Origin of the sequence: Sedimentibacter sp., from assembly GCF_038562225.1 — a bacterium.
GTDB lineage: Bacteria > Bacillota > Clostridia > Tissierellales > Sedimentibacteraceae > Sedimentibacter.
This window is the reverse complement of sequence record NZ_JBCFAS010000006.1, coordinates 109,059-129,409: the sequence shown is the minus strand read 5'-3', so window position 1 is coordinate 129,409 and position 20,351 is coordinate 109,059. Positions and strand designations below refer to the sequence as shown.

The 20,351-nt window shown below is 36.9% G+C and carries 16 protein-coding genes; 4 read left to right on the top strand and 12 right to left on the bottom strand.

Going from position 1 to position 20,351, the window contains the following annotated elements; genetic code table 11:
• Positions 1 to 219 precede the first annotated feature (219 nt).
• The 4 genes from AAGU76_RS18260 to ugpC all read left to right on the top strand — a co-directional run bounded on the left by AAGU76_RS18260 (position 220) and on the right by ugpC (position 4,560).
• Complete coding sequence (locus tag AAGU76_RS18260; protein ID WP_342486954.1) at positions 220 to 1,548, top strand: sugar ABC transporter substrate-binding protein; 1,329 nt, start codon at positions 220 to 222, stop codon at positions 1,546 to 1,548.
• Positions 1,549 to 1,634: 86 nt separating this feature from the next.
• Entirely contained in the window at positions 1,635 to 2,561 is a 927-nt protein-coding gene (locus AAGU76_RS18255; protein ID WP_342486953.1) for a sugar ABC transporter permease, read from the top strand.
• 17 nt (positions 2,562 to 2,578) lie between these two features.
• A complete protein-coding gene (locus tag AAGU76_RS18250; protein ID WP_342486952.1) occupies positions 2,579 to 3,418 on the top strand; it encodes a carbohydrate ABC transporter permease in 840 nt (279 codons plus the stop codon).
• Positions 3,419 to 3,456: 38 nt separating this feature from the next.
• A complete protein-coding gene (gene ugpC / locus AAGU76_RS18245; RefSeq protein ID WP_342486951.1) occupies positions 3,457 to 4,560 on the top strand; it encodes a sn-glycerol-3-phosphate ABC transporter ATP-binding protein UgpC in 1,104 nt (367 codons plus the stop codon).
• 387 nt (positions 4,561 to 4,947) lie between these two features.
• Here the strand turns inward: ugpC and AAGU76_RS18240 are convergent, their stop codons facing one another.
• The 12 genes from AAGU76_RS18240 to AAGU76_RS18185 all read right to left on the bottom strand — a co-directional run bounded on the left by AAGU76_RS18240 (position 4,948) and on the right by AAGU76_RS18185 (position 20,319).
• The gene (locus AAGU76_RS18240) at positions 4,948 to 5,358 is read right to left on the bottom strand and encodes a hypothetical protein (protein ID WP_342486950.1); all 411 of its coding nucleotides are present in this window, start codon (positions 5,356 to 5,358) and stop codon (positions 4,948 to 4,950) included.
• A gap of 192 nt (positions 5,359 to 5,550) precedes the next feature.
• Complete coding sequence (locus AAGU76_RS18235; protein WP_342486949.1) at positions 5,551 to 6,531, bottom strand: sensor domain-containing diguanylate cyclase; 981 nt, start codon at positions 6,529 to 6,531, stop codon at positions 5,551 to 5,553.
• Positions 6,532 to 6,840: 309 nt separating this feature from the next.
• Complete coding sequence (glsA, locus tag AAGU76_RS18230) at positions 6,841 to 7,755, bottom strand: glutaminase A (protein WP_342486948.1); 915 nt, start codon at positions 7,753 to 7,755, stop codon at positions 6,841 to 6,843.
• Positions 7,756 to 7,832: 77 nt separating this feature from the next.
• Positions 7,833 to 9,338 carry a carboxypeptidase gene (locus AAGU76_RS18225; RefSeq protein ID WP_342486947.1) on the bottom strand — a complete coding sequence of 502 codons (1,506 nt, stop codon included), beginning with the start codon at positions 9,336 to 9,338 and terminating at the stop codon, positions 7,833 to 7,835.
• Between the two features lie 133 nt (positions 9,339 to 9,471).
• Positions 9,472 to 10,719, bottom strand: coding sequence for an amidohydrolase family protein (locus AAGU76_RS18220; protein ID WP_342486946.1), 1,248 nt, complete (start codon positions 10,717 to 10,719; stop codon positions 9,472 to 9,474).
• A 163-nt stretch (positions 10,720 to 10,882) separates the two neighbouring features.
• Positions 10,883 to 12,403, bottom strand: a complete 1,521-nt coding sequence (locus AAGU76_RS18215) for an AbgT family transporter (protein ID WP_342486945.1) — start codon at positions 12,401 to 12,403, stop codon at positions 10,883 to 10,885.
• Between the two features lie 286 nt (positions 12,404 to 12,689).
• Entirely contained in the window at positions 12,690 to 13,277 is a 588-nt protein-coding gene (locus tag AAGU76_RS18210) for a TetR/AcrR family transcriptional regulator (protein WP_342486944.1), read from the bottom strand.
• 443 nt (positions 13,278 to 13,720) lie between these two features.
• Positions 13,721 to 14,365 (bottom strand): pyroglutamyl-peptidase I, encoded by a 645-nt coding sequence (gene pcp / locus AAGU76_RS18205; protein WP_342486943.1) that lies wholly within the window; start codon positions 14,363 to 14,365, stop codon positions 13,721 to 13,723.
• Positions 14,366 to 14,378: 13 nt separating this feature from the next.
• On the bottom strand, positions 14,379 to 15,368 hold the full coding sequence (locus AAGU76_RS18200) for an aminopeptidase (protein WP_342486942.1): 990 nt from the start codon (positions 15,366 to 15,368) through the stop codon (positions 14,379 to 14,381).
• A gap of 15 nt (positions 15,369 to 15,383) precedes the next feature.
• A complete protein-coding gene (locus tag AAGU76_RS18195; protein WP_342486941.1) occupies positions 15,384 to 16,328 on the bottom strand; it encodes a DUF979 domain-containing protein in 945 nt (314 codons plus the stop codon).
• The gene (locus AAGU76_RS18190) at positions 16,325 to 17,020 is read right to left on the bottom strand and encodes a DUF969 domain-containing protein (RefSeq protein ID WP_342486940.1); all 696 of its coding nucleotides are present in this window, start codon (positions 17,018 to 17,020) and stop codon (positions 16,325 to 16,327) included. The genes AAGU76_RS18195 and AAGU76_RS18190 overlap by 4 nt, the downstream gene beginning before the upstream one ends.
• 38 nt (positions 17,021 to 17,058) lie before the next feature.
• Complete coding sequence (locus AAGU76_RS18185) at positions 17,059 to 20,319, bottom strand: M14 family metallopeptidase (RefSeq protein ID WP_342486939.1); 3,261 nt, start codon at positions 20,317 to 20,319, stop codon at positions 17,059 to 17,061.
• Positions 20,320 to 20,351 lie beyond the last annotated feature (32 nt).

The following is a 20,351-nucleotide window of genomic DNA, read 5'->3' as shown; positions in this document are numbered from 1 at the left end:
TTCCTATAATTCTTAAGCCATGAAATTTACGTACTATATAATTTTTAGTATGTAATTAATACAAAATGCAATCGTTTTTATATTGACACAATTGTGCTTTTTTGTTATCATTTTGTTAATAAGAAATGACAACTTTAATTTTTGTATGCATTTAATTTAATTATATAATACAAATTAAAATATTGTTGTCTGCTTTTCACTACTTTTAGGAGGGAAACTATGAAGAAAATAATTAGTACTATTTTAATTCTTGCTCTAACGTTGTCCTTAACTACAGCTTGCAGCAAGCCAGCACCAGAAACTTCAAAACCAGATACTCCTGCTCCGACCACTACCGAAAAACCGGCTGACTTAAATTGGGATGGTTATGAAGCATCAAAAGGCCTTACCGGCAAAATCACTTACATGCACTGGGGCGATGATTATGAGCGTCAGATGTATGCAGACTTAATCGCTGCATATGAGGAATTAGTGCCAGGTGTTGAAATCGAACAGGTATATACCCCTGGTGACTATTACACAAAACTTCAGACCTTGGCAGCATCAAAAACATTACCGGATATTTTCTGGCTTAATGAAGCTCGAGTAAAAGAATTTGCAGATTCAAACCTTATGGCTGATTTATCGGATGTTCTTAAAAAGTATCCCGCCATTTCTGACGGTATGTTTGATGGAGCTTTGGACTACGGCAAGGCTAACGGTATACAATACTGCATCCCCAAAGACTATACATCTTATGTAATGTACATAAATGTTGATATGTTTAAAGAAGCAGGGATTGAAATTCCTACATCTGACTGGACAATGGATGATTATATGAACCTTGCGGGACAGCTTACTAAAGTTCAAAACGGCAGAACGACACAATACGGTACGGCAGTTAACAACTATCGTGCAGACTGGATAAACTTTATGGGCAACTACGATTCAGCATGGTTCAAGGACGGTAAATCTAACATTTCTGACCCAAATGCTGTTAAAGGATTAAAAGTACAGGCAGATTTAATAGAAAAAGGTTATGCTCCTGCACCAGGTACAACAGGAGAAAGTGAAGATCGATTGTTTATTATAGGACAAATTGCCATGTATCCATCAGGACGTTGGGTTGTTCCAAGTTTTATCAGTGAATGTGATTTTGAATGGACAGCAGTGGAATTCCCTATGGGAACCACAAGAGTATGTCCGTTTATAACAGCTAACGTTGCTATAAATTCAAATTCAAATAATAAAGAGATAGCAGCTAATTTCTTATCATTCCAAATGAGCCAGACAGGTTTGGGATATACACTTTCAAGCGGTTTATCATGCCCTCTATACAAAGATTTAATAACAGACAAAAGCATTCTTGCTGAACCTGCTGAAGCGTTCATAGCTACTTCAAAATATATAGGAGACAAAGAACAGATTGATGCTTTAGCAACAGGTAAATGGGCTGAATACAACTCGATTATTTCTGCAGAGCTTTCACTTGTTTATGATGGCTCACAAACCATTGAACAAGCAGCTGCCAACATAGATAAGAAAGCTAACGAAAGTCTTTTCAAATAACAAAATAGGAAATTTCATTTTTTAGATAGTTATCTCACTTTGGCAGGCTGCCATGGTGAGATAACTATTTATACAAGGAGGTAACAATGACAAGTGTCACCACTAATACACCAACCAAAAAAACTAAAAAACCCATGACACTTCAGAGAAAAGATGCACTCTCAGGATATATGTTTATTGCACCGGCTTTAATAAGCTTTTTAATTTTTGTTTTGTATCCTGTTGTCGCTTCATTTGTAATAAGCGGTTTTGATTGGGGAATTTTAGGCACCCCGAAGTTTATAGGTTTAGAAAACTATAAAACACTTTTTAAGGATCCGGTATTCATAGAATCTTTAAAAAACACCTTTAAATGGGTTATTATATATGTGCCTGCTTCAATCCTAGTCTCTTTGATTGTTGCTCTGGCTATGGACATGCCGCTCAGGGGCATTGGTTTTTTCAGAACTATGTTCTATCTTCCGGTTATGACACCCATGGTAGTATGTGCATTACTATTTGTTTGGATTTACAACACTGAGTTTGGAGTTTTAAATTATGTTTTGTCCTTTTTTAAAATTTCTCCTATCGGCTGGATTTCAGACAAAAGAATTTCTCTTCTTTCCGTTGCACTGATGTCAGTGTGGAAACATTCAGGATACAATATGCTGATTTTGCTTTCTGCCTTGCAGGGTATTCCCGACAGTTTATATGAAGCTGCAGCCCTGGACGGCATAACCCCCTGGAGAAAGCTGATAAACATCAAATTGCCTCTTATAATGCCCTCCATGTACTTTGTTGTTCTGACAAGTGTAATTGATGCGTTTCAAGTTTTTACGGAAGTGTTTATCATGACTAAAGGCGGACCGGGTTACTCCACTCACACCGTATCCTACTATCTATTTGCAAATGCATTTGAATATGGAAAGATGGGATATGCCTGCGCAATGTCTGTTGTTATGTTCATCATTATTTTAACAGTTACTTTAATTCAGGATAAGATTATGAACAAGAATGTTCAATATGATTCTTGATAAGGAGGAGTTCAATTATGAAACAATCTAAAAAGTCGATAATATTTTCCTATGCAATACTTATATTTGCAACATTAATTGTTCTGCTTCCCTTCTTTTGGATGCTGGTATCTTCATTCAAAAGCCAAAGAGAATTATTTGCATATCCGCCTACATTTTTCCCTTCAGTATGGAAATGGGAAAATTATAAACAAGTACTTAGCGCCGGCAGCATATCATTCTTTCAGATGTTTTTAAATTCTATGAAGGTAACACTGCCCGTAGTTGTTCTAAATATTACATTTTCTTCATTAGCAGCTTATGCTTTTGCAAGAATCAATTTTCCTTTTAAGAAATTTATCTTCATGATGTTCATATCATCAATGATGATACCTGCAGCAGTAGTAATGATACCAAGATTCATGCTTTTTACAAAGCTAAAAATGATTGATTCGGCTTTCTACTTCCCGCTTATACTGCCGTCTGCTTTCGGAACTGCCTTTTCTATATTCCTGCTGCGACAGTTCTTTATGACTATTCCAGTGGATTTGGAAGAAGCTGCGGTTATTGACGGATGCGGAAAATTCAGGATTTGGGCAACAATTATTGTACCTCTTTCTAAACCCATAATTGCTACATTAAGTGTTTTCTTGTTCCAAGGCACATACAATGATTTTATGGGTCCACTTATTTATATTAATTCCGATAAACTGTTCACCATACAATTAGGTCTTGCAAGCTTTAGGAATTCATTTGCTACAAGATACGATCTCATAATGGCAGGATCTATGTTAGCTTTAATTCCTGTCCTAATAATATATATTGTATGCCAGAAATACATAGTTAAAGGTATTGTGATGTCCGGCTTAAAAGGATAAAGCAATATTCAAAGATATTATTCCTATAGGAGGTTACAATGGCTAATATTTCATTGAAAAATATATTTAAAATATATCCGGGCGATGTAACGGCTGTTTCAGATTTCAACCTGGAAATAAAGGATAAGGAATTTATAATTCTTGTTGGTCCTTCAGGCTGCGGCAAGTCTACAACATTGAGGATGATTGCCGGATTAGAGGAAATTTCAAAAGGAGAGCTTTTTATAGGAGACAATCTTGTTAATGATGTTGCTCCTAAAGACAGGGATATTGCAATGGTGTTTCAGAACTATGCCCTATACCCGCATATGACGGTTTATAGAAATATGGCTTTTGGTTTAGAACTAAGAAAGGTTCCAAAGGATGAAATACGCAATCGTGTCACTGAAGCTGCTAAAATCTTAGATATTGAACATTTATTGGAGAGAAAGCCCAAAGCTCTATCAGGCGGTCAAAGGCAGCGTGTTGCATTGGGACGAGCTATGGTAAGAAATCCTCAGGTATTCCTTCTGGACGAACCTCTTTCCAATCTAGATGCCAAACTGCGCACGGCTATGAGAGCAGAGATCATTAAATTACATAAAAAACTTGAAACAACATTTGTTTATGTAACTCACGACCAGATAGAAGCCATGACAATGGGAGACAGAATTGTTGTTATGAAAGATGGATTTATTCAGCAAATTGACACGCCTCAAAATCTCTACAACAATCCTTGCAACTTGTTTGTAGCAGGATTCATAGGGGCACCACAAATGAATTTTCTCGATGCAAAGATAAAGGTTGAAGGTGACGATGTAATTGTTGACTTCAATGGAAATTTCCAATTTGTTTTAACCGATGAAAAAGCTAATAGCTTAAAACCGTATGCCGGAAAAGATATTGTTGCCGGTATACGCCCTGAAGACCTAAAGATCAATAACACTGAAGAATTCAGCAATTATAGAACGAAAGCCTGTGTAGACATCACAGAACTTATGGGCAGTGAAATTTACGTTTATTTTGATTGTTACGGACAAAAACTTATATGCAAAACACCCGCTGATACTATAGTTAAATCTGATAGCGAAATCGAAATTGCTTTTGACATTAATAAGATGCGTTTCTTCGATAAAGAAACAGAATCTGCAATTTGTCAATAAAAATTAGGTCTAGTGAATAAATTTTGTGAATTCTCAACTTGGCAAATATTGAGGTTCTGTACCTAAATGATGCAACAGCAGCTATTTATTCCTTTCTTCCGCCGAAAGCAATTAAATTTAATCATATAAAAACTAAACATCCCAAACGAACATCATACAAAGTTTGGGATGTAATAATTTCATGGTTTTCTATTTATTTTTTATTGATACCGCTGGTCTATTGCATCTTGAATTACCTAATGACAGCAAATACTCAATGGATTTTTTGTGTGACATTGAGAATTTTTCATTGCTCTTTAGTTTCATTTTTTCACATTTACTATTTTCCCATTTGAATTGGAACTTCACTGCAATCACGTACTGGTCAAACAAATTATCATTCTCTATTTAACTAAGTTGGTCTCTGGGATGAGGCGGTATGTCTAATCTTTCCTCTATTTTCACAGGCGGCTCCTGAATATGCGAAACCGGAATCAAGCCAATCTCATAGTCAACTGTGATGTTAGGAAACAAACGAATATTATAGACATTATGAGCAAAATATCCAAATGCATCAACCCTTAAATTATATGTAGAAAAAGAATATTCAGGTCCTAAAATTTGAGTCCCTAACTCATATGATATTGGCAATTCTATTCTTATCGGGTTTATGGTTGTTACTAAATGCATTATTGGAATATCTCTATTAGCACCATCAGTTACGTATATTGTTATGGTTGCATTAGATATAAGCTTTCCTTCAATTTGATCGTGTATGTGAAGCCTTATAAATCCGGTGTTATTTAATGCTTCTAGCATATTGACGTATTGGCCTGAATATATAAATAGTGAAGAAATAAGTTTCCACATTGCTTCATAAAAAAATCCATGGACTGTTGTTGATATGAGTTTTTCATTATAATACTCTCCCTTGCATACTGATATAGAACGTTTATGAGATATTATATGCAATGAAAGAATGAACGCTTTATCTTATTACAAATCAACAAATCAATAATTCAAAATTGATTTTAGTTTTTCATAATCATCCAGTTTGACTTTTCTTTTAGAATGGTACATATTTTGATCTGCTATAACAAATAGGTTATTCATTGCACCAACAGAATTTTCAGATGCCGAATATCCTATCGACATGTTAATCTTTATTTCTTTACAATACTTATTGTATTCAACAATATCATTTTTTATATTATTGACTAAATTTAAAACATCAGATTCATTGACATCTGTCAAAATCATTGAAAACTCGTCTCCTCCGATGCGCGATATGACTATGTTTTCTGATGAATATCTATTTAGCAGCTTGGCAGATTTTTTAATAATCAGATCGCCAGTCTTATGACCATGGTTATCATTTAAAACTTTTAATCCATTTATGTCGCAAACTATTATTCCAACCTTACAATTTGTATGATTGTCCAGTTTATCAAACAATTCTTCAAAATAATCCCTATTAAATAACCCCGTCATAGTATCATGGTTATTTCTATAGCTTATTTCTTCCTCCAGTTTGATTCTGTCTGTTATATTCCGCATACTGCCCACTATACCTATCAACTGGCCGGACTTATCGTATATGGGCGTCGCCCAGTCTTCAGTCCATACATACTCCCCATTTGAATTCATCCATCTCGCTAATTGTTTCTTGCTGTAATCAACCTTTCCTATTGACTTTTTTTGAACAGAAGCAAAATCGTCAGGATGAACAAGTTTAAAAGCCTTTTTATAATCACTTAAAAAAATATCTTCATCTAATCCTGTAATTGTTTTTATAGATGGACTGATATATTTAAATCTTATATCAGGGTATGTCTGATAATAATACAAACTATCCTTACTGTAATCTAATAACCATTTATAAAATGTTCCTGCTTCCTTATTGTTTTTATATCTCTTAAATAAAATCAAATTAAGAAATAGTAAACATACATTTGTTATTAATATTATTGGTAAAAAGAACTTATAATCCATTACATGCAAGCCTCCAAAGATGAAATACTCATACGCCACATAGCCTCAGTAATACATTATACTCCATTTGGAAAATCTTTCAACTAAACTTTTATTGACCCAAGTGGTAACCTATTTCGCTGACACTTCGAACTTAAAAGATTAAAAAGCATAATGCTGAATTCAATGGTATACATATAACAAAAGCTTCTGATATTTACTGATGAAAGTCTTACATATATCTCATTATCTTAAAATACATGAAATCCCTTGAAATCAAGGGATTTATATTGTGCCAAATTTGAGTTCTTATCTTTCTGTTTATAACTACTAAAAAATACTTAAACCAAGCTTTGAAGATAAATATTCCATGGCCTTTATTCCGCAAAAACTGTTACCCTTGTTGTCGAGAGCTGGGGAAAAGGTTCCTATACCCATTTTCCCTATAGATGCTGCCATTATGCCGCCTCCAACTCCACTTTTCGATGGTATTCCCACTCTTATGGCATACTCGCCGGAAGCATCATACATTCCGCAGGTTGTCATCAATGAACATATAACTTTAACTATAAACGGCGTCAAAAGTTGCCTTTTTGTTTTCGGACATATCCCTTCGTTTGCGAGAACCGCCCCAAGAAAGCTTATCTGCTTGCAGTTTGCAAGAATTGAGCAGGTTTTAAAATACACATTCAGGTGTTCCTCCACATCTCCATCCAACACTCCGTTGGATTTCATCATATATGCAAGCGAACGATTTTTGTTGCCTGTCTGCTTTTCAGATTGAAAAACATATTTATCATATGTTAGATTTTCATCATCAAACAATATCTTCGCAGTGGAAAGTATCTTTTCAAATCTTTCCTCCTTGTTTTGACCCGTAATACAGGAGGTGATTGCAATTGCACCTGCATTTATCATTGGATTAAAAGGTTTTTTCATCATAGTTTCAAGCCGCACAATGGAATTAAAAGGGTCGCCGGTAGGTTCCATTCCCACCTTTTCAAACACCTGATCAAAGCCTGTATCATTCAATGCCGTAGCAAGTAAAATGACTTTGGAAATACTTTGAATGGTAAATTTAACTTCACTATCTCCTGCTGCGTACACCTTTCCATCTAAAGTAGTAACAGCTATCGCCAGATTGTTCGAATTTGCACAGGCGAGTTGTGGAATATAACTTGCCACTTTACCTTGCCCCAGCCATTCTTTCGCATAATCATAAGCTTGTACTACATGTTCCTGCATATAATAACCCCCTTTATGCTAATAGAAAAACAACCCATCTATCTTCCATAAATATTTCACTTAGTTTGAAAACTCTGTTAAGAAAATTTATATATATCATTATACTTATCGTTTAAATATTTTAAAAAGTGTTCCGAATTCAATGTTTCTCCAGTAAGTTTCTTCATAATCTCTCCAGCTGTTAAACAATTGCTATAGCAATAAATGTTCTTTTCAAACCAACTGGATATAGCTTTGAAATCTCCCTTTTCTATCTTACTGTAAAAATCGGGAATATCTTTTAAAATGGAATTTCTTATCTGACCATCATAGATATTGCCTAAAGTATAGCTTTGAAAATACCCGATATAATCTCCAGCCCAGTGCATGTCCTGCAGCAAACCTTCAGCATCGTTTGCAGGCCTTATACCGAGGTATTCTTCATATTTGTCATTCCAGGCTTTTGGCAAATCATCAAAATTCAAGCTGCCTTCAAAAATTTCCTTTTCCAATTCAAAGCGTATAATAGGGTGTAAGCTGTATGTAACCTCATCCGAAATTGTTCTTTTCACATTGGGCTGTACTTTGTTTATTGCCTTATAAAAATCATCCAGCGATATTCCTTTAAAGCACACAAACTTTTGCTGCAGCTTTGGATATGTGTGCCTCCAATATTCATAACTTCTTCCAATTATATTTTCATAAAATCTTGACTGGGCTTCGTGGAATCCTCCCTCGTTGCCGCCGAACATATTCATTTCATTTACTTTATCGCTGCCACCATAGGCATACATGGCATGACCGGATTCATGAATATATGTGAAAAGAAGACTTACAAACCCATTTGAATAGGTCGATATTCTTGCATCCTTTGGTCCCATAAACGTCGTAAATGCATGAGGAACTTTGGAAAATCCACCTTTTTCAATATCGTATCCAAGTTCAAATATCAGTTCTCTTGCGAAATCCTCCATTGACTGCGGATTTTGCTCCAGCTTTAAAAAGCTGTCATCTATTGTAACATCGCTGCTGTTTATCTTTTTCAAGAGTTCTTTTATTCCGGTTTTAAGCTTGTCAAATTCTTTTACGATCTCGTCAAAGCATATACCTTCATCTGTTATGTTTACCAAAACTTCAAACGGGTTTTTTGAAGGGTCGATATAACCTGCAATTTCCTTTTTCAGGCTGAAGACTTCTTCGAGGTAAGGCTTAAAAATGCTGTAATCAGATTTTTCTTTAGCTTCTATCCATTTTCCTGTTGTAACAGCCTTAAGGGCACTTACCCTTTGAAGCTTTTCCTTTGGCACTCGCGACGTACAATTATATCGGAACAAAAAGCTCCTTATAAGGCCCTTTTCAGCATAGTCATCAATTTTTTCTTGTGTATGGGCAGAAAAAGAGTCCACCAGGCTTTTTACTTCGTCTGTTGCCAAAAGATCCGACTTTTGACCTGCCACAAAAGCGGCAACTTGCTGACGATATGATGAACCTTGCTTAGGAAGAGAAGACCATTGGTCTAAATCCATAAGTGCTTCAATTGTTTTGTAATATTTCAGCTGGTCATTAATTTTTTTTAGCTTTTCCAGGTTTTCATAATAGTTCATAATTCAATCTCCCCGTCAATCGGGCAGTGTCAATAAGACACTCCTGCTCCTTTATTTAAAACATATTTTGTGATGCCTTTGGTTCCTTTGAGACTATTATTTACCTGCTTTTTTGCAGGCTGCTTAAAATATCTTAATCAGCATAACTAATTGTATCATAAATTTTGCCTTCTTTCATCACAAATCTACAATCAAGCAGAGCCATGTGGTCAGTCAGCAAATCTCTTGACCAACCTGATATGTCTGCAAGTTTCCCGGGCTGTATAGTTCCAACATCCTTAAGCCCAAGTATTTCCGCATTTGTAGCTGTGGCAGCCTTTAAGGCCCTAAATGGATTGACTCCGTTTCTTAACCATGCGGAATATTCTCTGCCGCATTCATAGTTGTTATAGCCTGTTACCAGGTCAGTGCCATAACCAAGCTTAAGCTTGCTGTTTATAATTGTTTTACGCCCATCTACGAGACGATTTCTGTAATATTTAAGCTTTTTCTGGAAAGCTTCCGGTTTTTGTGCAAGCTTTTCTTCGTCAAGCATAATAATTTCGTCATAAGGACAAAACGTAGGAACAACATAAACATTTTTTTGTTCCATAAGCCTTGCCGTTTCTTCATCTATCATTGAACCATGTTCAATACCGTGAATCCCCATTTTCACAAGTGTTGTAATAAGTTCAGGAGTATATGCGTGAGCTGTTACTGTAATGTGCAAGGAATTTGCTGTATCTATTATAGCCTTAAGCTCATCATCGCTTAACTGTTTGTCTTCAGGTGAATCATTTGGTGTAAAAAATCCTCCTGTGGCCATTATTTTAATAAAATCAGCTCCGTACTTTACCTCTCTCCTCACTGCATTTCGGAAGAAGTCGGCACCTGATCCCATAGTAGGCAGCTGCCCTTCCAGGAAATCACTTAACATCGGATTTACCCCAAGCTTTTGCGTGGAGTCTCCATGACTGCCGGGCGTGCACAAAAAATGCGGTGCTACCACCATTCTCGACCCTTCGATAAAACCTTTTTCAATTGCCCTTTTTACATCAAGAGAGTTGTCCTCTCTGAACCAGCCTATATGCCTGATTGTAGTAAAGCCGCCTGCCAAGGTTTTTCTTGCACATTCAGCGACAGCTAATGTTCTCATTGAGTTTGTATAGTAAACATCATCTTTGTCTATTTCACGCCAGTCAAAAAACGATGCGTGAACGTGGGCGTCTATCATACCTGGAGCAACTGTAAAATGGGATAAATCTATAATTTCAGTATCTTGTGCAGCTACAATATTTTTGCCCACTGAAATTATAGTTTTTTTATCTATTAGTATTTCCATATTTTCTTGCAGTTCATCTCTAATTCCATCATAAAGCTTGCCGCAGATTATTTTTTTCACATTTACCTCCATTACGGTGTTTCACTTTCACACCGTCACAAACATTTTGTAAATTATTATCTCGTCTGTAAACAAACCCCCGACACAGCCAGGGGTTTGTTTATTATTTTATAAGCTATTGCTGCAATCACTTGCAGTAAACTAAACTGTTTTAATTTTCTTACTAAAGGAATAACGCTGCACCAGGTCCAAGCGGAATATTAAATACAACCCAAACAATCATTTGCAAAATCCATACACCCAGGAACGCAAGAGTATAAGGAAGCATAAGTGAAATGATTGTACCCATGCCGACATTTTTATCGTATTTCTGAGCCATACCAATGATGATCGGCATATAAGCATAGATTGGAGTGATTGGATTTGTAGCTGAGTCGCCAATACGATATACAATCTGCGCAAAAGCTGGAGAATATCCAAGCATCATAAACATTGGAACAAATATTGGTGCAAATATGTACCATTTTGCAGAACCGCTTGACATAAACAAGTTTACAAATGTTGTCATTAGAATCATAGATATCATAAGAGGTATACCTGTGAGGCCTGCACTCTTAAGCACCTTAGCACCATTAACCGCGATTACCATGCCAAGATTTGTATAGTTGAACATTGCAATAAACTGTGCAATTACAAATACCAAAACAATGTAGCCAGTAAGTGGCGCAACTGCCTCTGCCATCTTAGCTGGAATTTCGTTCGCAGACTTAATCGTACCAACAGTCTTGCCGTAAACTAACCCTACTAAAATAAAGTATAGAATTAGAATTGCAACCAGGCCGTCAAGAAATGGTGAAGGAACAATACTGCCTGTTTGTGCATCTCTAAGTATCCCGTTTGAGGGAACAACCATAATTGCAAGTAAAAGAATAATTACAAGTGTAAAGATACCTGCGTTTCTAAGACCTTTCTTCTCAACATCTGTGATTTGACGTTCGGTAGCTACCTCTGCACCCTTATATGTACCCAGTTTTGGTGCAATAATTTTATCACTAACCCACATGCCGACAACAGTAAGAATGATTGTTGAGAAAATCATAAAGTACCAGTTCATAGCCGGGTTTACAGTGATGCTTGGATCAATAATTTGAGCGGCTTCCTGTGTTACACCTGCAAGAAGCACATCTGTACCGGCTACAATAATACTTGCTGTAAAACCTGCATTGGTTGCTGCATATCCTGCTATAAGACCAACAATAGGGTTTTTCCCTTTCGCCTGGAAAGCAGCTGCCGCAAGTGCAGGAATGATAACGATTGCCGCCTCAGAAGCTATACTCCCGTTTATCCCAAAGAAAATAACAGTTGCGCTTAATGCCCATATGGGAACATCAAGTATTGCCTTTCTAAGAAAAGTTGGTAAAAGTCCGGTTTGCTCAGAAAAGCCTACAGCAAGCTGCATGGCAAGCACTAAGCCAAGTGGTGCAAAGCCTGAAAAGTTTTTGAGAAGATTGCTTAAAATCCAGATTAAACCGTCTTTAGATAATAGGTTACGTACAAATACCTCTTCGCCTTTTGGGTTTATAACACTTACTCCTGCAAAGCTCATAACAGTTGTTATTGCTATAAGTCCTGCGATGATATAAAGAAACAAGACGAACGGATGTGGAAGCTTATTTCCAACACGTTCAATAGTGCCCAAAAAGCCTAACTTCTTTTCTTTTGTAATCACGCCTTCATTGCGCATAATTTTCTCCTCCTCCATTTTTATGACCGCGGTCACATTTGCCTTAATGATAGCAGAAGTAATTACGCTTGTCAACAATATTCTCATTTATTTTGAGTTTCCTGATTTTATCTTAGTTCAGCAGTTATCCGCAGCAGAAAAAATTTCTTCCTATTACAAAAAAACAAGGAAGATCCCATCTTGGGTCTTCCTTATAAAAATCATCTTAAAAATTATGTCAATTTTTTAGTTTCACAAACTTAAAACAGTCTTGCAAGTAATTATGTTTACGACATACATAATATAATTAGCCTATTGTTATACCATTAAGAAAAGTCTTCATATACTCGCACCCGTCTGCAACAATGTCGAATCCGCCCCGCTGCAAGCACCAGTCATAAAAAGTACCACGAATATTTCTTACTATCATTTTTGTAATTTCATTTGATGAAAGCTCATTAGTAAATTGACCATTTTTTTGCCCCTCTTCAACAAGCTCGGTTACTATTCTGTAGAGAGAACGCTCTGCATTTGTAGCTTTGGTAACCAATGAAAGCTGAGACTGATAAAGTACATTTATCAAATCATACCCTATCTTTTCTGATGTAAAACTAAGGGACTCCTTTATGATGATCATAAGCCTATCCTTAGCTGGCAGGGTTTTGTCCATATTCTCATACACTTCATCATAATAATCATCGTACTTCTCAAACAGTTCGGTGATAATTTTTGCCTTGGAATCAAAGTATATATAGAAAGTTCCCTTTGCCGTCTGTGCCTTTTTTACTATTTCACTCACAGATACATTATCATATCCTTTTTCCCTGAAAAGCTCCAGCGCACAGTCAAATAGAATTTTTTTTGTTTTTTGACTTTTTGTAAGAATAGCCTTCATAACTAGATGCTCCCATAAAATCTTTTTTAATTAACCTATTACTTAATTCTACACTTTCTTCTCTATTTTGTCCACATCTAGATTGTTTTCTATGCTGATTCTGTCCACAATACAAATTTTTCAATTTTGTTTTCTGTTTTCATTATAATTTCAATAAATTACTCAGAAAAATTCTAATACCGCCTCAATAAAGGTATGTTCCATACTTTTTCCTGGTCTATATATCATGTGAACTTCTCTGATACATCATGACCTCTTTACCCTAACTATTGCTGTATAATTACATTTGTCTTTATTATATATCACACCACCGCTGTTTTTCATATATATTCCATTTGCTAATTAGTATTATGTTGTAGAGTTATATAAAAAGGTATAATAAAAACATGCTCGAGACTTAGGGGAAAAATCTCAAACATGTTTTTTATAACCTTAACTTTTAATTACATAATCGTTCCCATTGATTCTATAGACTCTTCAGTGTTTTCCGCAATTACTTCAACAGCACAGTATATTGCCTTTGAAATTGTTTCAACAGGCATACTTGCAGTACCGTCAGGTTTTGATGCTGCCTGTTCTGTGGAAAAAGGAACATGAATGAATCCAGCTTTGACATTAGTATACTTTTTGTGTGTCAGGTATAAGACGTTGTACATAATACTGTTGCAAACATAAGTCCCTGCCGTGTATGACATGTTTGCCGGTATGCCAGCTTCCCTTATTCTATTGACAATAGCCTTTACGGGAATAGTTGCAAAATATGCGGTTTCACCATCCTGCATGAGAGCCTGGTCTAGAGGCTGTTCACCGTCATTGTCAGGAATTCTGGCTTCAGCTAAATTTATAGCCACTTTTTCCACGGTTATGCTGGAACGTCCACCCGCTTGACCGATACTCAGGACTACATCCGGCTGATATCTGTTTATTGCGTCGTCAACAACTGAAACACTTCTTGTAAATACAGTCGGAATTTCCAATTTTATAACCTCAGCACCTGCAATGTTATCAGGAAGCAGTTTAACCGCCTCATATGCAGGATTTACCTTCTCCCCTCCAAAGGGATCAAAACCTGTTACCAATATTTTCATAAATTGCCTCCTACTAATAAATTTGCGGTTCCGGAATTATTATTCTGCCTTGCTGCATAATCTTTCTGTTGTCAGCATATATGTCCGGCTCTAAGCTCACTAAGTCAAAATGACCGCTAGCCTCATGAAATCCGCCAAGTGCAATGTTTCTTCCAAACCCTATGTGAAAAGTACCATATGCAGATTCATCTTCGATATAGCAGTTACCTTCACATTTGGAATAGGAATTTAATCCTATCCCAAACTCCGATGCCACATACATGTTTAAGTCCCGGTATTTTTCAATATATTCTTTTAATAATTTCCCGCTTGTGTTCTGTTCGATATCTGTTATCTTTCCGTCAGAAAACTTAATCCTTATGGATTCCTGAGGCTTACCAAGATAACCCAGCGAACCATCTACAACCATAGTTCCCTCTGTCTTGCTTTCCTCAATGGGTACATAAATTTCAAAACTTGCAGATGAGTACCCTTTTCCATCCTTTACAACACCGTTAAAAAACCCAGGTTTTCGCCCCTGCTTGTATACCTTGAGATCAGTGCCTGCTTTTGAAGTTATGTGAATCATTGATGAATTGTTAATGTATTTCATAATCACATCCGCCATCATCTTGCTTTTCTTTGTATCCATAGCGATAAAATCATAAGATAACATGGATTCCTCAGTGCTAACCGACAAAGGCAGCGATAAAAATTTACTTCCTTTTTCTATAGCCGCTTTGGCTGCTCTGGTGGTTATAAGCGAATAATCGGTTGCACCGATTACAGCAGTGTATCCGTCAAATACATCCTCATTTTCATCAAAGTATACGCCGACTTGAATTCCTGCTTTCTCCACAACCATTATGTCCACAGAGGCATCCATTTTAAGAGCATATTCCTTCAGAGCTTCAGCCTCTGCTAAATGTTTCTCACTTGTAACAATTAAAAGTCTATCCCGATTGCTGATTTCCAGCCAATCACTGATTACAATCCGCACACCGTTCTCCAGGTCCTTACTCATGAAATCCCTCTGTCGTTATTTAAATAGAATCATATAGAAAATCTGGAAGGTTATCATAATCAATGCCGGTACTACCTGATTCTTGATAACTCCCATTCTATCCTTCATATCCAGCATAGCTACGGGAACTATGTTAAAGTTTGCTGCCATCGGCGTACACAATGTTCCGCAGTATCCAGATGTGAGTGCAATCATGCCTATTAAAACCGGATTTGCGCCATAAGCCAGTACGAATGGAGCGCCGATTCCAACAGTCATTACGGTAATAGCCGCAAATGCATTTCCCATTATCATCGTAAACAGCATCATGCCTATTGCATAAACTACAATACCTACATTAACATTTCCCTGAGGCACTATATTGCCAACCAATTTAGCAATAACTTCGCCAACCCCGGCAGCTGTGAAAATTGCTCCGAGACTTGCAAGCAGCATAGGAAGCATGCTTAGAGGTCCTACAGTGGATAGCAGCCTTTCTGAATCTTTTAAAAATACATTAAGTTTATTTTCAGGAGAATAAACCATCAACACAATTATTGAAACGACAATACCTGCACCAATTCCAACCAAAGCTCCAAGCTTTGTGAATATTGCAAATAAAATTGCGCATATACCGATTGTCAACGCCGGAATGAAAATTTTCATTCCTATCTTATTGAATGCTGCCCTTGTTTCTTCTTGAGTAGGTGCATACTGTTTTCCGATTTTAACCTTTTGAAGAATAGCCGGAACTGTCATGACAATTATTATGACACCATTAATCATCGGAGGTATCCATCTGCCAAACGCCAGAACTATACCTAAAGAACACCAGAAAATACCCGTTCCTATGTTAGATGGATTTTCTTTGTCCATAAAGTTTTTAATACCTGTATGGAGTGTAATCAGCCCTATTATTATATAAATTACTTCCAGTAATTTCGGTCCTAAAGCTACTCCTGCATCCATAAAAAATTTCATGCTTTTCCCTCCTCTTTTTTACTGCCGTAATACTTCTTAATGAGCTTTCTGTCTTTTAAGTTATAGTAAATGATAGCAACCAGAACAGCAGTAATACCTACTGGAATTTCCACCTTTACCAAATCAATCAGTTCAACAGTATATCCCAAAGAGGCTAATGTCGATTGAACCAGCAGACCTCCCGCTCCTCCGACAAACAGCACCTGGCAGAAAAACCATGCGATATTTTCCATTCCTGATGACATTCCCTTGATTTCTTCCAGATACTCTTCATTTACTTCTTTGCCCGATGCTTCTATGGCACCTGTAGTCATAGGCATTATGATTGGTCTTACAAATCCGGCAACTCCGCCAAAGCTTACGTTAAAGGCAGCAAATATGCCTCTCATGATGCCGTATGCGCCGATTATCTTTCCCGGGGATGCTCCCTTAACTCTTCCTATGAGGTTTGCAGCTGCTTCTTTAAGTCCATTTCTTTCCAATGTTCCGGTTACCAGCATAATCAAAATAAATATTGCCATACTTCTGTTAGAAACAAATGATTTTCCAAGTGTTTCCAGGAGACCTGTTATACCAAGTCCACCTACTAAAGCCGTCACTACGGCTGCACTTAAAATGATTAAAATAGAATCCTTTTTAAGTGCAAATCCAATAATAACAATGAGAATTCCTAACAATTTAATCAGTTCCATTACATTCCTCCTTAAATGATGTTTATTTCAAAGCTGCCTTAAACAATAACAGGTCTTTGCCTAGTACAGCTTATTGAAATTTTGTTTTCAGATATCTGGCACTTGCTTTCAAACACGCAAGTGCAGTCCATCAGCATGTCAAGTACCGCTTCGTCATGAATCACATGTGCCCTGGCACAAAGATTTAAATATTCACCCTGTGCTGTTTCATCCGCGACCTCGCTTGTATAGGCAACGGTTGTTATCCATGGAAATCGAATTGACGGATAGCGGTGGTTCGGGTCAAATTCAAACGGAATCCAATAGTTGATCATATCCTTGTAATAATTTGCAGGGAATTGTTTTGGCATCCACTCATGAGCATATTTCTCAAACCTCGTCATCCATTCCTTGTTCCACATGGTAATTTCATCGTCCTTTGCTATTCCTTCTGCAATTACCCCTTCCATTTTCTTGTTCACATCAAAATTTCCCTTATAATCATCGTCTGTTACTGTCCAGTAGTATCCATATAATAATGAACGTGGCAGCCAAAAGCCCTTGTAGGAAGGTGATGTGTATCCAGAAAACTGCTGCTCCCATTCATGGCTTGGAACACCATGGTTGTCAATAACAACATCCGGAAGATATTTTTCCCACAGTCTTGTAAACCCCATTGCTTCTGAATGTATTGTTTCAGTTTTGAAATGTTCATAATAAAATTCCTTGCCTATTGCATTAAATCTGGCAACATGTAGCTTCCATTCCGGATTGTCCTTTTGAAGTTCATAATGTATTGCTGTTCCATCAACGTTTTCCATGGGGACTATAACTAGATTTAATTTATCAGAAAGATGCTTATATTTTTCCTCTGTCAAAAGCTTTTTCAATAGTATGAACGCGGCATTTGTGCTTGAAACTTCATTTGCATGATGTCTTGAATTAATGATCTCTGAAGGAAGACTATTAATTCGTTTTGTTCTTGAAACATATCCCTCCAGTCTCGGTAGTATTTCAATTGCATAAATATATCGTCCGGAATACGACTCAGCAACCGGATATACTTCAATTTCAGGCACACGCTTCAACTGACCGATTATGTCCATATATTGCTCATAGCCTATTAATGTATGCTCCATCAGATCAATATCAGAAATGCACAGATCCTTATCCGTTTCTTTATATTCACAGATATCCGCTGAGTAGCTGTTGTCACCGGATTCAATTATGAGCGTGTCTATCCCTTTGAACTTGCTGCTTATTTCGAGCACTTGTTCGTCAAAAAGATGCATGTAACTGTCTACAAGCTTTTCTTCCTTAATATTTAAATGCAAATGAACAGTGATTTTCCCGTCCTCATATGCCAATTTCTGTATGAACAGTTCAATCTGTTCCCTGGTCAAATTGCTTTCAATTATTTTATTTTCTGCTTTAATGCAAGGTCTCTTTGCCAGTTCATCAAACAATGTTACTTTGAAAACAGGTTTTCCGATTCCCTTTTTAATAATAGGCAGAATCAATCCAGGAGCATCCAGCAAAATATTTTCTTTTTGAATTCCATAATTCTTAAAATAATCTGCCCCCACAAAATACATGTCTTCGTGCAATGCATCCAAGGAAGAAATTATGTCTTCCCTGATATTCAGCGAATAATCAGGTTCGCTGGCTGTAACTTCAAGCTTGAGCTGTGAAAAAAACGGCTGATCCTCAATACTGATTTCGCCTGACGTCTTCTCCTCAATAAACTTTCTGCAGCTTGGTAAAACTTCTTTTTGATAAATATCCCAAATGTTCTCGACATCCGTTGCAATACGCTCATTAATTATTTCCTTACCGTTTAATACAACCTTTATGTATCCCGTAGATGGGTGCACCTTTCCCAATCCTTCAAAGTCATCTAAAAATGGGCGTTCTGAATATGCAGCTTTGTAATCTGCCTTTAAGATTTCTTCATCATTATCACCATATGCTTTAAACTCGTAAGTTATATCACTGACTCCTTCATATTGAACAAATTCAACCTTATCTCTGTGAATCATCAATTTTTTTGCAATGATATCATCTACCGGATACAATTCCTGCAGAAATCTTATCGGCATATCAAACCATTTTTCGGGATCGCTTATCTTAACATTATTGTATGTGGGTGTTGCGCCGTCTTCTTCCAGCCACTTTGTCATTCCATCCGGAAGGAAGGGCTTAAATGCAATCATGATCTTCTTAACATTCTTGTCATCCAATTGAGGAAGAACAGCTTCTTCAATCCATGATATTCCTTGCTTGTATGCACACAATATTTCTGTCTTTGTGGATACGGCATTTCTTCTCGATATCTCAGCTTCAACTTCCCTGGCAAGTCTGCCTCTCACGTCTGTTTCTTCACTGAGTGCACCATATATTTCAACTTCATCCTCAGCTTTCAGCTGAGAATATAGCTTTTCTTCCAGAATTCTTTTGAAAACATCAACTTCCCAAGGTATATCAAATGATTTTTCAAAAATCATTTTTCCATCTTTATGATTTTTAAATTCAACATCAGGGAACAAGGGCTGAATTTTATTCAACTCCAGTTGAATTTTAGGTGACATGTACGCAGTGACATTGCCTGTAAGCTCCTGTTCATAAGCCTTTAAATATGACAATTGTCCGTCCAGATTGTTCATCGTAAAACTGTCAGTCATATGCTGCAGATGGTCTGTCCAGATCTTTCCTTCAGGAAGCAACGGAAAATGTTCGCAGACAAATGAAGAAAAACTTTCAAGGTCATCTCCACGGCCATATACTTTTACGATGTAGCGTCCGTTTTCTTCGGCAAACTCCATTGTACACCTGTCATCTTCTTCAAAAGCAATCACATTGCCCATCCAATTGTCCTCAGCAACTATAGGACCTTCATAGGCAGTTGTCTCCATTCCCATTCGAAATGCAAAATTGCATGCGGCTGTTAAGATGGAAAGATCACATTTCTTTGGCAATGCAATTTTGAAATCCAATTCATCAGGCAATTGATCAAAATTCTTATCCTTCAAAAACATTCCTTTGGAAAAGAGTGTTTCCAGTCCCTTCTTCTTTCGCCAGTCAAACTCCGGAATATCTTTGGCTCCTTTGCTCGCTGAAATATAACCTTCCGGCAATTTTTCCTGTGTAATTTGATACAAATCCTGTAAATCTGCGATACAACTCTGTACAACTGAACCGCCTTCCCTGGATACTGCAGGAAACTTTGCAGAAGTTGAATTGAAGCCCATAACAAGGCTTTGTTCAACAGCTGTTTTTTTCTGCTCCCAACTCATACCTTCTGTTATCCAAATTTTATTCATGATGTCACCTCCAAAATCTTCTAAAGCACACC

Bases quoted from the DNA above. Each gene is read 5' to 3' on its own strand.
- AAGU76_RS18260 (WP_342486954.1), top strand. From the start codon at position 220: ATGAAGAAAATAATTAGTACTATTTTAATTCTTGCTCTAACGTTGTCC.
- AAGU76_RS18255 (WP_342486953.1), top strand. From the start codon at position 1,635: ATGACAAGTGTCACCACTAATACACCAACCAAAAAAACTAAAAAACCC.
- AAGU76_RS18250 (WP_342486952.1), top strand. From the start codon at position 2,579: ATGAAACAATCTAAAAAGTCGATAATATTTTCCTATGCAATACTTATA.
- ugpC (WP_342486951.1), top strand. From the start codon at position 3,457: ATGGCTAATATTTCATTGAAAAATATATTTAAAATATATCCGGGCGAT.
- AAGU76_RS18240 (WP_342486950.1), bottom strand. From the start codon at position 5,358: ATGCTAGAAGCATTAAATAACACCGGATTTATAAGGCTTCACATACAC.
- AAGU76_RS18235 (WP_342486949.1), bottom strand. From the start codon at position 6,531: ATGGATTATAAGTTCTTTTTACCAATAATATTAATAACAAATGTATGT.
- glsA (WP_342486948.1), bottom strand. From the start codon at position 7,755: ATGCAGGAACATGTAGTACAAGCTTATGATTATGCGAAAGAATGGCTG.
- AAGU76_RS18225 (WP_342486947.1), bottom strand. From the start codon at position 9,338: ATGAACTATTATGAAAACCTGGAAAAGCTAAAAAAAATTAATGACCAG.
- AAGU76_RS18215 (WP_342486945.1), bottom strand. From the start codon at position 12,403: ATGCGCAATGAAGGCGTGATTACAAAAGAAAAGAAGTTAGGCTTTTTG.
- AAGU76_RS18210 (WP_342486944.1), bottom strand. From the start codon at position 13,277: ATGAAGGCTATTCTTACAAAAAGTCAAAAAACAAAAAAAATTCTATTT.
- pcp (WP_342486943.1), bottom strand. From the start codon at position 14,365: ATGAAAATATTGGTAACAGGTTTTGATCCCTTTGGAGGGGAGAAGGTA.
- AAGU76_RS18200 (WP_342486942.1), bottom strand. From the start codon at position 15,368: ATGAGTAAGGACCTGGAGAACGGTGTGCGGATTGTAATCAGTGATTGG.
- AAGU76_RS18195 (WP_342486941.1), bottom strand. From the start codon at position 16,328: ATGAAATTTTTTATGGATGCAGGAGTAGCTTTAGGACCGAAATTACTG.
- AAGU76_RS18190 (WP_342486940.1), bottom strand. From the start codon at position 17,020: ATGGAACTGATTAAATTGTTAGGAATTCTCATTGTTATTATTGGATTT.
- AAGU76_RS18185 (WP_342486939.1), bottom strand. From the start codon at position 20,319: ATGAATAAAATTTGGATAACAGAAGGTATGAGTTGGGAGCAGAAAAAA.